This is a genomic window from Mesorhizobium sp. BH1-1-4, assembly GCF_020165665.1.
In the GTDB taxonomy this organism is placed as follows: Bacteria; Pseudomonadota; Alphaproteobacteria; order Rhizobiales; family Rhizobiaceae; genus Mesorhizobium.
This window is the reverse complement of the sequence record NZ_JAIUIN010000003.1, coordinates 278,650-292,830: the sequence shown is the minus strand read 5'-3', so window position 1 is coordinate 292,830 and position 14,181 is coordinate 278,650. Positions and strand designations below refer to the sequence as shown.

The window sequence follows — 14,181 nt, the reverse complement described above, 5'->3', positions numbered from 1 at the left end:
CCTATCGCGTTATTGCGACTGCGTTTTTCGGCCTGATGTCCGCAGGGATGTCAGGCCGATTTCGTTTGCGGTGTCGATAAAGGCCCTGAGCTTCGGTGCCATCGCCGCCCGGCGCGGGAAATAGAGGAAAAGCCCGGGTTCCTCGATCGTCGACTGCGGCAGAACCTGCACCAGGCGCCCGGCCGCAAGATCGGCGCGCGCCAACGGCTCGAACATATAGGCAAGGCCCACTCCGGCGAGGGCCAGATCGATTGCCGCGAGCGAGTCGGTCACGATGGCCGTACCGCTGGTCTCCATGACCACATCCTTGCCATCCCAGGTCAAATCCCAGCGATAGAGCGCACCCGAGCGGACAAGCCGGTATCCGATGCAATTGTGGTTCGCGAGATCGGCGATGCCGCGCGGGCGGCCACGTCGCCCGATATAGGCGGGTGAGGCGACGATGACGGTTTTGAAGGGCGGCGTCAGCCGGATGGCCACCATGTCCTGCGCGATCATTTCGCCCAGCCGGATGCCGGCGTCAAAATCTTCGCCGACGATGTCGACCAACCCCTGATCGGCAAAAATCTCCACCGTAATGTCGGGATAACGCTCGGCCATTGCCGCGACGACCGGCGTCACGGCCAATGGGATCGCGATGTTGGAGGCGTTGATCCTGAGCAGGCCGGACGGCCTGCCATTGACGCTGCGGATACGGTCCATGCGCTCGGCAATATCCTGGAGGGCAGGGGCCGCCGTCTCCACCAGCGCCTTGCCGGCCTCGGTAAGCGAGACGCTTCGCGTCGTGCGCGCGAACAGCGGCTGGCCGATCCGCTCCTCGACGAGGCGCACCGCATGGCTGACCGCCGAAGGGCTCATGCCCAGTTCGGCCGCGGCAAGCGCGAAGCCGCCGCGTCGGGCAACGGCGACTATGACAGGCAGGTGGCTGAGGAGATCGCGATCCATTCATGAATGATATCGCATGGTCCTTGCAAACAATGCCATCTTATCGATGTCGACGCATTGCCCCACATTGTCCCCAACACCACGGCCATGGGCCAGATCAGGGAGCAAGGACATGAATGCGTTGAAGCACGTCACTTTCGCGGCCGGTATCGCATTGGCGCCAGCCGATGCCGGTGGCGCCGAACCGACCGGCTGGCAGGCGCTGGCCGATGAGCGCGCCGTCATCCGCATCGCCGATGCCATCGACCGCGCGGTCGACGCGCGGGACTGGAGGCTTGCCCGCTTCTATTTCGCCGATCGCGTCACCGCCGACTTCAGCAGCCTGTCCGGGCAGCCAGCGGCCAACATTGCCTCCGACGATCTGATCGGCGCCTGGGCCGGCAATCTCAAGGCCGGCAAGACCAGCCTGCACCTGCGCACCAATCACCAGGTGGTCCTCGAAGCTGACACGGCGACCGTTCTGTCGAACGGCTATGCCTGGAACCGGGTGGAGGGCAATGGCGATCCGCTGTGGGAAGTCTGGGGCACGTATGAGCACCACCTGACGCGTTCTGGCACCGCCTGGAAGGTCGATGGCTTCACCTTCCGCATGACGCATGAACGCGGCAATCCCTGGGTCAAGGCGACGCCTGGGCAATGACGCCCGCATCAACCGGATCAGGATCGGAAAAGACAATGACGATGAGCTATTACACACTCGGCAACAGCGGCCTGCGCGTCAGCCGGCTGGCGTTGGGCACGATGACCTTCGGCACGGAATGGGGCTGGGGCGCGGACCGGAACACGGCGCGCGCGATGTTCGACGCCTATGTCGAGGCTGGCGGCAATTTCTTCGACACCGCCGACCTTTATACCGGCGGCACGGCCGAAACCTGGCTCGGTGAATTCGTGGCCGAGCGCGGCTTGCGCGACAAGGCGGTGATCGCCACCAAATTCACCATGAACTCGAACCCCGGCAATCCGAACGCCGGCGGCAATGGCCGCAAGAACATCATGCGCGCCGTCGACGCCTCGCTGAAGCGGCTGGGCACCGACTACATCGATCTCTATCTCATGCATATCTGGGATAGGCTGACGCCGGCCGAGGAAGTGCTGCGGACGCTCGACGATCTGGTGCGGGCAGGCAAGATACGTCACATCGGCCTGTCCGACGTGCCGGCCTGGTATGCCGGGCGGGCGCAGGCGATCGCCGAACTGCGCGGCTATGAGCCGATCTCGGCGTTGCAGCTCGAATACTCCCTGGCGGAGCGTGCCATCGAGCACGAATTCGTGCCGTTCGGGACACGCCATGGCGCCGGCATCATGGTCTGGAGTCCGCTGGCCAGCGGGCTGTTGAGCGGCAAGTACCGCCCGGCGCAAGGCGGCAATGCCGGCCGGCTCGACGGCTTCCGCGACACCACCCATCCAGGTTTCCAGAAATTCAGCGAGCACAACTGGGTTGTTGTGGCGGAATTGGAGAAAGTCGCCGCCGAACTCGGTCGCGGCATGGCTCAGGTGGCGCTCAACTGGGTGGCGACACAGCCAGGAATCGCCACCGTCATCCTTGGCGCAACGAGGCTTTCGCAGTTGCAGGACAATCTTGCGGCGCTCGATTTCTCCATACCGCCCTCGCTTCGCCAGCGGCTGGACAAGGTGAGCGGCACACCGGCGCCGTTCCCGCATTCTTTTTTCGGTCCCGAGATCCAGGTCCGGGTCGCCGGCGGCGTCGTGACCGGCGACAAGCCGTCCGGCTACGCATCGCCGGTCGTGGTCGAAGGCGAGGCCGTTGCCATCAGCAGCAACTGATCCAGAAAGCCTGGAATTTTGCACAAGGGCGCGGCGTGACATCGCCGCGCCCTTCGTGTATCCGGTCAACCCGTCATGACAGCACCGCCGGACGAAGCAGGAGGCCCTTTTCGCCTTCAAAGTCTGCCGCGCCGGGATTTTCGAGGAACCAGATGACGGTGAAGCCCCTCTACCGACGTGTTCTGCTGAAAGCTTCAGGCGAAGCGTTGATGGGCGAACAGCATTTCGGCATCGACGTCTCGGTCGTCGACCGCATCGCCGGCGACATCGCCGAAGCGCGCGCGCTGGGCATCGAGGTGGGTGTCGTCATTGGCGGCGGCAATATCTTTCGCGGCGTGGCCGTCGCTTCCAAGGGTGGAGACCGCGTTACCGGCGACCATATGGGCATGCTTGCCACGGTCATCAATTCGCTGGCGCTGCGCACCTCGCTGAACAAGATCGGCGTCGACGCCGTCGTGCTGTCCGCGATTGCCATGCCCGAGCTTTGCGAGAGCTTTTCGCAGCGCCAGGCGACCGCCTACATGAACCAGGGCAGGGTGGTGATCTTCGCCGGTGGCACCGGCAATCCCTTCTTCACCACCGATTCGGCCGCCGCGCTCCGTGCGGCCGAAATCGGCGCCGACGCGCTGTTCAAGGGCACGCAGGTCGACGGCGTCTATTCGGCCGACCCGAAAAAGGACCCGAACGCGACCCGTTTCGAGCGCATCAGCCACGCCGAAGTCATAAATCGCGGCCTTTCGATCATGGATACGGCTGCGATTGCACTTGCGCGTGAAAACAACATTCCGATAATCGTCTATTCGATACACGAAAAGGGTGGTTTCGGCGATATTCTGAGGGGCGGCGGCCGTTGCACGGTCGTCGCGGACGAGTGATCCGGGCCTGATCCCTGAAGGGAAACCGGTTTTCGAAATCAGGCTCGAAAACGGAGCCGTGCCCCGAAGCAGTGAACCCGCGGCAGACGGGTCGAGGAGACTAGAATGAGTGGTGAGTACGACGACCTCAAGCGGCGCATGGATGGGGCAATCGCCGCGTTCAAGCACGATCTGGCCTCGCTGCGGACCGGACGCGCTTCCAGCAATCTGCTCGACGCGATCCAGGTGCAGGCTTATGGCACCACCATGCCGATCAATCAGGTGGCCAACGTCACCGTGCCGGAGCCGCGCATGATCGCGGTCTCGGTCTGGGACAAGTCGATGGTTGGCGCCGTCGACCGCGCGATCCGCGAATCCAATCTGGGCTTCAACCCGATCGTCGACGGCACCAATCTAAGGATTCCGCTGCCGGAGCTCAACGAACAGCGCCGCAAGGAACTAGTCAAGATTTCGCACGGCTACGCGGAGAACGCGCGTGTCGCCGCGCGCCATGTACGCCGCGACGGCATGGATTTCCTGAAGAAGGCGGAGAAGGACGGCACGATCAGCGAGGACGATCAGCGCAAGCGTTCCGACCAGGTCCAGAAACTCACCGACGAAACCATCAGCACCATCGATCATCTGCTTTCCGACAAGGAAGCTGAAATCATGCAGGTTTAGGGTTGGCCCTTGGCTGACCCGAAAGCGAGATCATGACAACGCCCGCGCATGTCGCGATCATCATGGATGGAAATGGACGCTGGGCCAAGGCGCGCGGCATGCCGAGGCTCGCGGGTCATCGCGCCGGCGTCGAGGCCCTGCGCAAGGCGGTGCGCGCCGCCCCCGGTCTCGGTATCTCCTTCCTGACCGTCTACGCTTTCTCGTCGGAGAACTGGTCGCGGCCGAAGTCCGAGGTCAGCGACCTCATGGGTCTGTTGAAGCTGTTCATCCGCCGCGACCTCGCCGAGCTGCACCAGAGCGGCGTGCGGGTGAGGATCATCGGCGACCGGGCAGGGCTGCAGGCGGACATCAGAGGGCTGCTCGACGAAGCCGAATCGCTGACGATCCACAACACCTCGCTGACGCTGGTGATCGCCTTCAACTACGGCGGGCGCGACGAGATCGTCCGCGCCGCGCGCAAGCTCGCCCTGGCCGTGGCGCGCGGTGAAATCGACAGCGAGGCGATATCGGCCGAAAGCTTTGCCGGCGCTCTCGACACGCAAGGCATTCCCGATCCGGAGCTGGTCATCCGCACCAGCGGCGAGCTTCGCCTGTCCAACTTCCTCTTGTGGCAGGCTGCCTACAGCGAACTCGTCTTCCTGCCGTGCTACTGGCCGGACTTCAACCGTGAGCACTTCGCCGAGGCCTTGCGCGAATTTGCCGGCCGCGAGCGCCGCTTCGGCGGACTGGGCCCGCAAGACGTCGCTTCGCGGCCGGCCGCGGGATGAGCAACCTTCGGCTGCGTGTCATCTCAGCGGTCGTGCTCGCCATTGTCGCGCTTGGCCTGACCTGGCTCGGTGGCCTGCCTTTCCGGCTGCTGTGCGCCCTGATGTCGGCAATGATCTTTTATGAGTGGACCCGCATGTCGCGGCCCGTTGCGGCCGACGGGCTTGGTTTTCTGCCGGAAGCGCTGATGGTCATTTTCGTCGGCGCCCTGATCGCTGGGCTGCCCGCGTTCTGGCTGCTGCCGCTCGTCGTGGTCCTGGTTGCGATAACAGCGACCACCGCCGGCATTCGCAAGATCGGCCAGTGGGACGCTGGCGGCCTTGCCTATGCCTGCGTATCCGGCCTCTCGCTTGCCCTTTTGCGCGACGGCGACCATTCGGGACTCGTCGCCATCCTGTTCCTGTTCGCGGTCGTCTGGGCGACCGACATCTTCGCCTATTTCGTCGGACGCGCCGTCGGTGGTCCCAAACTGGCGCCGTCGATTTCGCCCGGCAAGACGCGCAGCGGCGCGCTCGGCGGGGCGGTCGGTGGCGTCGTCGCGGGACTTCTGCTGGCCGCCATCGCCGGCGCCGGCAATCTGGCTTTGCTCGGCCTTGTGGCGCTGGTGCTGTCTGTTGTCGCCCAAGCCGGCGACCTGTTCGAATCCTGGGTCAAACGGCGGCATGGCCACAAGGATTCGGGCGTGCTCATTCCTGGCCATGGCGGCATCATGGATCGTGTCGACGGGCTTGTCGCGGCCGCTCTTGCCCTATACGTCATCGGCTGGATTTCGGCGGGCGCCGAGCATCCGGCACAGGGGCTGTTTCCCATTTGAATGGTGTCGTTGCACGATCGGGGGCGGACCTGCCTTGGATTCGCCTGGATTGATGTCACAGTCACGGCGCGACCGCGGAAGAATTTGAGGGCTTGAATTGAACGAGATTCTTCACGCGATTTTCGGCACGGAAGGCTTCTTTCTCGGCACGCTCGTGCCGTTTCTCTTCGTGCTGACGGTGGTCGTGTTCGTTCACGAGATGGGCCACTACCTAGTCGGCCGCTGGTGCGGCATCGGGGTCAGGGCCTTCTCGATCGGCTTCGGTCCGGAGCTCATCGGCTTCAACGACAGGCATGGCACGCGCTGGAAGCTTTGCGCCATACCGCTTGGCGGCTATGTCAAGTTTGTCGGCGACATGAACGCCACCTCCAGCCAGCCGACATCGGAAGAGCTCGAGACGCTGACCGACGAGGAACGCAAGGTTGCCTTCCACACCCAGCCGATCTGGAAGCGCGCGGCAACGGTGGCGGCCGGGCCACTGTTCAACTTCCTGCTGACGATCGTCGTCTTTTCCGTGCTGTTTGCCTCCTACGGGCGTTATGTCGCGGAGCCCATGGTGGCGGAGGTCACCGCCGACAGTCCCGCGGCCAAGGCCGGCATCTTGCCTGGCGACCGATTCGTCAGCGTTGACGGCAGCAAGGTCGAAACCTTCGGCGACGTGCAGCGGCTGGTTTCGGGCCGGGCCGGCGATACCATCACCTTCGTCATGTTGCGCAACGGCAAGGAGGTCACGGTGACCGCGTCGCCGCAACTGATGGAGCAGGAGGACGCGCTCGGCAACAAGGTCAAGGTCGCGGTGATCGGCGTCGTCAACAACAAGGAACTCGGCCAGCCTCGTCTCATCACCTACACCCCGGTCGGAGCCGTTGCGGCGGCGATTGAGGAAACCGGCCACGTCATCGAGCGCACCGGCCAGTTCATGCAACGCTTCGCCGTGGGGCGCGAGGACAAGTGCCAGTTGGGTGGCCCGGTCAAGATCGCCGACATGGCCGGCAAGGCCGCCAAATTGGGTTTCGAATGGCTGGTGCAGCTCGTCGCGCTGCTGTCCGTGGGGATAGGCATTCTAAACCTTTTGCCGATTCCCCCCCTCGACGGCGGCCATCTGTTGTTCTACGGGGTGGAGGCTGTCATCCGCCGGCCGGTGTCCGAACGGATGATGGAAATGGCCTATCGGGCCGGTCTGCTTCTGGTGTTGTGCTTCATGGGGTTCGTGTTCTGGAACGATCTCTTTGGGTGCTGAAATCATGAAGGAATTTGGCCTGGGCATGGTCGATGTTGAGACGCCGTTTACCATGCACGGGGATATGAGTGACGCGAAAGCCACGCAACAGGGTTAAGTAAATACAAATTAACCAGAAGCCTTGCGTGTAGGGAAAATCCGGTTAATACGGTAGGGGAAATGACCGCACGTCCGGTTTTCTCGCCGTGGGGACTACGAGAAAAGGTTATTAAGCCCGATGAAGGCAGCATCCAAGTTTCTAAACGCCGCGTCAGCGGCGGCACTGTCCGCCGCTCTGGTCGTACCAGGTGCGCTCGCAGTGCAGTTCGTTGCCACATCGGCGGCCGAAGCCGCTGTCGTAAGCAGGGTGGAGGTGAGCGGCAACCAGCGTGTCGACGCCGATACCATTCGCAACTACATCACCATCAAGCCCGGCAAGGCCTTCTCCAGCTCCGATGTCGATAGCGCGGTCAAGGCGCTGTTCGGCACCGGCCTGTTCTCGGACGTCCAGATCAACCAGGTCGGCTCGACCCTGGTGGTCAAGGTTTCGGAATACAAGGTCGTCAACCAGGTGCTGTTCCAGGGCAACAAGAAGCTCAAGGACAACGCGCTTCAGGCCGCCGTTCAGCTGAAGTCGCGCGGTACCTTCTCTCAGGCCACGCTCGATTCGGATGTCGAGGCGGTGAAGGCCGCTTACAGGCGCATCGGCCGCGACGATGCAGGCGTGACCGCGCAGGTCATGGATCTCGGCGACAACCGCGTGAATGTGGTGTTCCACATCACCGAAGGCGACCGCACGCAGATCGCGGCAATCAATTTCGTCGGCAACAGCGCCTATTCGAGCCGCCGCCTGTCTGACGTGATCAACACCAAGCGTTCGTCCTGGGTTTCGTTCATATTGCGCGACGACGTCTATGACGAAGACAAGCTGCGTGCCGACCAGGAGCTGCTGCGCCGCTTCTACTACAATCACGGTTATGCCGATTTCCAGGTCGTCTCCGCTGTCGGCGAGCTCGACAACGCGACCAACAAATACACGGTCACCATCACCGTCCAGGAAGGCGAGCGCTACAATTTCGGCGACATCAGCGTCGAGAGCACCATTCCGGAAGTCGACTCGAAGTCGCTGGAGTCGGTGGTCGAAACCCGCAAGGGCGACGTCTACAACGCCAAGGACGTGGAAGACTCCATCATCGCGCTGACCGAGAAGGTGGCCGGTTCCGGCTATGCCTTCGCCCAGGTGACGCCGCGCGGTGACCGCAACTTCGAGAATCACACGATCTCGGTGGTCTACACCGTCGATCAGGGCACCAAGGCCTATGTCGAGCGCATCGAAATCCGCGGCAACGATCGTACGCGTGATTATGTCATCCGCCGCGAGTTCGATGTCAGCGAAGGCGATGCGTTCAACCAGGTGCTGATCCAGCGCGCCAAGAAACGCCTGGAAGACCTCAATTACTTTGACAAAGTCGACATTTCCACGGTGCCGGGCTCGGCCCCCGATCAGGTCGTGCTTGTGGTCGACGTGGTCGAGAAATCGACTGGCGAGTTCTCGGTCGGTGCTGGTTATTCGACCGGTGGCGATTCGGCTGGTCCGTCCGTCGAAGGATCGATCACCGAGCGCAACTTCCTCGGGCGTGGCCAGTTCATCAAGGTGTCGGCGGGTGGCGGCAAGAATTCGCGCGACTACAGCCTGTCCTTCACCGAGCCGTATTTCCTCGGGCGGCGCATCGCCGCCGGCTTCGACATCTACAAGTCGACGCGGGAGTACAACAACAATTACGACAGCGACACCACTGGCGCGACGATCCGCTTCGGGCTGCCGATCACCAACAGCATCACGACCCAGCTGGCGTACAACATCTCGCAAGAGAAATATAAGGTCGACGATAGCTGCGGTCCTACCGATCCTCCGAATCCTCCCGGCGGCACCTGCAACATCTCCCAGGCCATCCTGGACGGCATCGAGCAGAGCCCTTGGATCAAGTCGTCGGTCAGCCTGGGGCTAGTCTATAACACCATCGACGACATGAAGAACCCGCATGAGGGTATTTACGCCAACACGACGGTGGAAGTTGCCGGCCTCGGCGGCGATGCGAAGTTCGTGAAGATCACGGGCCGTGCAAGCGTTTATCAGACATTGTCCGAACAACTTGACCTCGTCGGTCTCGTTTCGGGTGGCGCCGGTCATGTGGAGGGCTACGGCAGCGATGGCGACCTGCGTATCTTCGATCATTTCCAGAGCACCGATCGTATGATCCGCGGCTTTGCCTATGGTGGCATCGGCCCGGTTGCTGCCGGCACCAGCGGCGACCATCTGGGTGGCACGACCTATTTCAACGCTTCGGCCGAGGCGCAATTCCCGTTGCCGGTCGTTCCCGAAAGCTTCGGCTTGCGCGGCGCGGTGTTCGCTGATGCGGCGACGCTCTACGGCAACAAGATTGCCGATCAGTCACTGGTCAATCAGGACTCGACCGGCTTGCAGATACGCGCCTCGGTTGGTATCGGCCTGATGTGGGCCTCGCCGTTCGGCCCGATCCGCATCGACTATGCGATTCCGGTCAAGAAGGAAGCGAGCGACGACGTGCAGGAATTCAACTTCGGCATATCGACCCGCTTCTGATCGGCGGCCAACGATGCTCCCGGGTTTTTTCGATCCGGGAGAAATGTTCCGACCTAGCTGGATATAGCTTCTGGAATGACCGATCCGGTGTTCTTCGCGCCATCACGCCGGTATACGGCGGCCGAAGTCGCGAATCTGACCGGCTCGGTGCTAGTCGATTCCGGCCAATCCGACGTTGTGATCGATGCACTGGCGCCAGCCAATGAAGGCGGCGCCAACGCGCTGGTCTTCGTCGACGGCAGGCGTAATTCCGCGCTGATGCCGTCGCTGCGGGCTGCAGCGGTGCTGTGTCCGGCGGAGTTCGCAAACAAGGCGCCGTCCGGCATCGCTGTCCTGACCCATCCACGGCCGCAACAGGCTTTCGCGCTGGTTGGGCGCCTCTTGTTTCCGACAGCCGCCACGCCGGGAGCAATGACCGGCGAAACCGGTGTTTCGCCGCATGCCCATGTCGACCCGACCGCGCATGTCGAAGCCGGCGTCGTCATCGAGGCCGGCGCGGTCGTCGGGCCAGGAGTCTCGATCGGCAGCGGCACCGTCATTGCACCCAATGCCGTCATCGGACAGTCCTGCCAGATCGGCCGTGACGGCTATGTCGGCCCGGGCGCCAGCATCCAGTACGCGTTGATCGGCAACCGGGTCATCATCCATGGCGGCGCCAGGATCGGCCAGGACGGCTTTGGCTTTGTCGGCGGCGCCAAGGGGCCGGAGCGTGTTCCACAGATCGGACGGGTCGTCATCCAGGACGATGTCGAGATCGGCTCCAATTCCACGGTCGATCGCGGCGCCATGTCCGATACGATCATCGGGCAAGGCACCAAGATCGACAATCTCGTGCAGATCGCCCATAACGTCCGCATCGGCCGCAATTGCATAGTAGCCGGGCTTTCAGGTATTTCAGGTTCGGTGGTGGTGGGGGACAATGTCACCATGGGCGGCGGCGTCGGGCTCGCGGATCATCTGACGATTGGTTCAGGTGCCAAGCTTGCCGCCAGAAGTGGATTTATGAGCAACGTTCCCGCCGGCGAGATATGGGGTGGCTACCCGGCACAGCCGATGGCGGAAGCCATGCGAGAGATAGCCATGTTGCGCACGATGGCCAGGGCACGCAAGCAGGGCAAGGACAATGGCTGACATGGTGGCGGCGACAACGCTGGAAGCGGTCGACATATTGGGGCTGATGAAGCTCCTGCCGCACCGTTATCCCTTCCTCATGATCGACCGCATCGTCGACATCGATGGCGACGACTCCGCCATCGGCATCAAGAACGTCACCATCAACGAGCCGCATTTTCAGGGCCATTTCCCGGAGCAGCCGGTGATGCCGGGCGTGCTGATCGTCGAGGCCATGGCGCAGACGGCCGGCGCCATCTGCATCCGCAGCCTTGGGGCGTCGAAACCGTCCCTGGTCTATTTCCTGACCATCGACAACGCCAAATTCCGCAAACCGGTCGTTCCCGGCGACCAGTTGAAGATCCATGTCAAAAAAATCAAGAAGCGCGGCAACCTGCTCAAATTCGCCTGCGAGGCCCTGGTCGAAGGTACCAAGGCAGCCGAGGCCGAGATTTCAGCCATGATGGTCACCGGCGACTGACGATCGAGTGCCTATGAAAATAAAGACGTCAATTCATCCTTCCTCCGTCGTGGAAGAAGGCGCTCAAATCGGCGAGGGTGCGCGCATCGGGCCGTTCTGCCATATCAGCGCCGAGGCGGTGATCGGCGACGGTGTCGAACTGGTCAGCCATGTCTCGGTGATGGGCGCCACCACCATCGGCACCTCGACCAAGGTCTATCCGATGGCGACATTGGGCGCGCCGCCGCAGAACACCAAGCACAAGGGCGGGCGCACCACGCTCGTCATTGGCGCCAATTGCACCATACGCGAAGGCGTCACGATGCATGTCGGCACCGACACCAGCCGTGGCGAAACGACGGTTGGCGACAATGGCAATTTCCTTGCCTATGCCCACATCGCCCATGATTGCGCCGTCGGCAACAACGCTACCTTCGCCAATGGGGCGACGCTGGGCGGCCACTGCGAGATCGGCAACAATGTTTATATTGGCGGCCTCAGCGCCGTTCATCAATTCGTGCGCGTCGGCGACAATGCCTTTCTTGGCGGGTGCTCGGCATTTGTTGGTGACGTCATTCCCTATGCCATCGCCGCGGGCAACCGCGCCAGCTTGCGCGGCTTGAACATCATCGGCCTCAAGCGCGCCGGCCTGCCGCGTTCCGAAATCTATCTGTTGCGCAAGGCTTACAAGACGATTTTCGACCGCTCCCGCACCGTCGGCGAAAACGTCGAGTTCGCCAAAGCGGAATTCGCCTCTTCCCCAGCCGCGATGAAGATCATCGATTTCATCACCAGTCGCGGCAAGCGGCACTTTGCCGTGCCATCGCTCAAGCGCGGCGATGACGACGATACCGATGACGAAGGCTGAGACAGCCGCGGCTGGTCTCGATCTCCCGCCTGATGCCAAGGTCGGCATCATCGCCGGCGGCGGCAGCCTTCCGGTCGAAGTCGCTGCCGGTCTGGCCGAACAGGGTCATGCGCCCTTCATCGTGCTCATGGCCGGCGAGGCCGACCGTCTGGCGGAGTTGTCCCGGTACGAGCATGATACACTTGCCCTGGAGGCGATAGGGTCGCTCGTTCCACTGCTCAAGCGCAACCGGATTACCCATCTGGTGCTTGCCGGCGAGATAAAGCGCAGGCCCAGACTGACACATCTGCGCCCAAGCCTCAGCCTGCTTGCCGTAATACCGGTCGTTGTCATGGCGTTGGCGCGCGGCGACGATGGGCTGCTCAAGGTGGTGGCGCGCGGGCTCGAGGCCCGGGGGATAAAGGTCGTGGGCGCTCACGAAATCGTGCCGAGCCTCGTCGCCGCCGAAGGCGTGTTGACCAAGGCCGGGCCTCGGAAAACGGACTGGCGCGATATCGAGGCAGGGTTCGCCGCGGCAAAGGCCATCGGGGCACTGGATATCGGTCAGGCGGCGATCGCGGTCGGCGGCCGGACCATTGCGCTCGAAGGCATCGAGGGCACGGCCGGATTGCTGGACCGCGCCAGGCTGCTGCGCGGCCATGGCCGCATCGCCGGCAAGACGCGCGGCGTCCTGGTCAAATGCGCCAAGCCTGGCCAGGAGCTGCGCGCGGATCTTCCTTCGATGGGGCCGCAAACCGTCGAAGCAGCGCATGCGGCAGGACTTGCCGGCATTGCCGTCGAGGCGGGACGCTCGCTGATCCTCGAAGGTCCCGCGACCCTCTCGCGTGCCAACGAACTTGGGCTGTTCATCGTCGGCCTGGCCGCAGCGGAGTCCTGACATGGCTGACAGAGCGTTGAAGATCGCGATTGTCGCGGGCGAGGAATCAGGCGACCTGCTTGGCGCCGACATCATCCGGTCGCTCCGCCAGATGACGGGCCGCGAGGTGCAACTGGTCGGTCTCGGCGGCCGCCATTTGCAGGCGCTTGGGCTGGTTCCTCCGTTCGACGCCGGCGAGGTCGCCCTGATGGGTTTCAGTGCCGTCCTGCGGGATCTGCCGCGCCTGATGCGGCGGATCGGCCAGATGGCAGGCATGGTTGCCGACGCCAGGCCTGACTGCCTCGTCACCATCGACAGCCCCGATTTTTCGCTGCGCGTCGCCAGGAAGGTGCGCGCGGCCAACCCGTCGATCCCGATCATCCACTATGTCTGCCCGAGCGTCTGGGCATGGCGTCCGGGCAGGGCGGTGGCGATGAAGCCCTATGTCGACCACATCCTGTGTATCCTGCCCTTCGAGGTGAAGGAGCTCGCGCGACTGGGCGGCCCGCCTGGCACCTATGTCGGGCACCGTCTCACCCATGACGCGGGCGTGCTGTCGGCCGCCAAGGCTCAAGGTCAGCCGCGCGACCTTTCGCCGGACCGCGTGAAGACACTGCTTGTCCTGCCCGGCTCGCGGCGCGGCGAGGTGCGGCGGCTGCTCGAACCGTTTGGCGAGACCGTGTCGATGTTGCGGGCACGCGGGCACCGGCTCCGGCTGATGATGCCGACGGTACCGCATGTCGCCGATACCGTGCGGTCCGCTGTCACGCGCTGGGACGAGAAACCCGAGATCATCCTTGAGCCCGAGCGCAAATGGCAGGCCTTCGGCAAGGCCGACGCGGCGTTGATCGCCTCCGGCACCGTATCCCTGGAACTGGCCTTGTCCGGCGTGCCGATGGTCTCAAGCTACCGCCTCGACCCAGTCGCGCGCGTCGTCGCGCCCTATCTCGTCTCCGTCTGGTCGGCCCTGCTGCCCAACCTGATCTCGGATCGCGCGCTGATCCCGGAATTCTACAACGAGTACGTCAAACCGAACAATCTGGCACGCCAGGTGGAAGCGCTGTTGGCCGACACAGGAATGCGCGCCTGGCAGAAAGACGGGTTTGCCGAGATCTCACGGCGCATGGCAACGGACAGGCCGTCCGGTGAGATCGCGGCGCAGGTGGTGATGGGGTACGTGAAGAGAGTGAGTAGGCAGTAG

At 63.2% G+C, this 14,181-nt stretch carries 14 protein-coding genes; 13 read left to right on the top strand and 1 reads right to left on the bottom strand.

Annotated features, from left to right (window positions below; genetic code table 11):
- Positions 1 to 9: 9 nt before the first annotated feature.
- Entirely contained in the window at positions 10 to 945 is a 936-nt protein-coding gene (locus tag LB569_RS07885) for a LysR substrate-binding domain-containing protein (RefSeq protein ID WP_224691704.1), read from the bottom strand.
- A 112-nt stretch (positions 946 to 1,057) separates the two neighbouring features.
- On the opposite strand from LB569_RS07885, the gene LB569_RS07880 reads away from it, so the two are divergent.
- The 13 genes from LB569_RS07880 to lpxB all read left to right on the top strand — a co-directional run bounded on the left by LB569_RS07880 (position 1,058) and on the right by lpxB (position 14,181).
- Entirely contained in the window at positions 1,058 to 1,585 is a 528-nt protein-coding gene (locus LB569_RS07880) for a nuclear transport factor 2 family protein (protein WP_224691702.1), read from the top strand.
- 35 nt (positions 1,586 to 1,620) lie between these two features.
- Positions 1,621 to 2,730, top strand: a complete 1,110-nt coding sequence (locus LB569_RS07875) for an aldo/keto reductase (protein WP_224691700.1) — start codon at positions 1,621 to 1,623, stop codon at positions 2,728 to 2,730.
- 152 nt (positions 2,731 to 2,882) lie between these two features.
- Positions 2,883 to 3,605 carry a UMP kinase gene (pyrH, locus tag LB569_RS07870; RefSeq protein ID WP_224691698.1) on the top strand — a complete coding sequence of 241 codons (723 nt, stop codon included), beginning with the start codon at positions 2,883 to 2,885 and terminating at the stop codon, positions 3,603 to 3,605.
- Positions 3,606 to 3,710: 105 nt separating this feature from the next.
- Entirely contained in the window at positions 3,711 to 4,265 is a 555-nt protein-coding gene (frr, locus tag LB569_RS07865) for a ribosome recycling factor (RefSeq protein ID WP_224534744.1), read from the top strand.
- Between the two features lie 32 nt (positions 4,266 to 4,297).
- Positions 4,298 to 5,032: an isoprenyl transferase gene (locus LB569_RS07860; RefSeq protein ID WP_140701368.1), complete on the top strand. Its 735-nt coding sequence runs from the start codon at positions 4,298 to 4,300 to the stop codon at positions 5,030 to 5,032.
- Complete coding sequence (locus LB569_RS07855; RefSeq protein WP_224691696.1) at positions 5,029 to 5,844, top strand: phosphatidate cytidylyltransferase; 816 nt, start codon at positions 5,029 to 5,031, stop codon at positions 5,842 to 5,844. The genes LB569_RS07860 and LB569_RS07855 overlap by 4 nt, the downstream gene beginning before the upstream one ends.
- Before the next feature lie 97 nt (positions 5,845 to 5,941).
- Positions 5,942 to 7,084: an RIP metalloprotease RseP gene (gene rseP, locus LB569_RS07850; protein WP_224691695.1), complete on the top strand. Its 1,143-nt coding sequence runs from the start codon at positions 5,942 to 5,944 to the stop codon at positions 7,082 to 7,084.
- A gap of 217 nt (positions 7,085 to 7,301) precedes the next feature.
- Positions 7,302 to 9,686 carry an outer membrane protein assembly factor BamA gene (bamA, locus tag LB569_RS07845; RefSeq protein ID WP_224691694.1) on the top strand — a complete coding sequence of 795 codons (2,385 nt, stop codon included), beginning with the start codon at positions 7,302 to 7,304 and terminating at the stop codon, positions 9,684 to 9,686.
- A 75-nt stretch (positions 9,687 to 9,761) separates the two neighbouring features.
- Positions 9,762 to 10,817, top strand: coding sequence for a UDP-3-O-(3-hydroxymyristoyl)glucosamine N-acyltransferase (lpxD, locus tag LB569_RS07840; RefSeq protein WP_224691693.1), 1,056 nt, complete (start codon positions 9,762 to 9,764; stop codon positions 10,815 to 10,817).
- On the top strand, positions 10,810 to 11,277 hold the full coding sequence (gene fabZ / locus LB569_RS07835; protein WP_015317790.1) for a 3-hydroxyacyl-ACP dehydratase FabZ: 468 nt from the start codon (positions 10,810 to 10,812) through the stop codon (positions 11,275 to 11,277). The genes lpxD and fabZ overlap by 8 nt, the downstream gene beginning before the upstream one ends.
- 13 nt (positions 11,278 to 11,290) lie before the next feature.
- Positions 11,291 to 12,124, top strand: coding sequence for an acyl-ACP--UDP-N-acetylglucosamine O-acyltransferase (gene lpxA, locus LB569_RS07830; RefSeq protein WP_224691692.1), 834 nt, complete (start codon positions 11,291 to 11,293; stop codon positions 12,122 to 12,124).
- A complete protein-coding gene (locus tag LB569_RS07825; RefSeq protein WP_224534730.1) occupies positions 12,096 to 13,001 on the top strand; it encodes an LpxI family protein in 906 nt (301 codons plus the stop codon). Before lpxA ends, LB569_RS07825 begins: the two co-directional genes overlap by 29 nt.
- Before the next feature lies 1 nt (position 13,002).
- Complete coding sequence (gene lpxB / locus LB569_RS07820) at positions 13,003 to 14,181, top strand: lipid-A-disaccharide synthase (RefSeq protein ID WP_224691691.1); 1,179 nt, start codon at positions 13,003 to 13,005, stop codon at positions 14,179 to 14,181.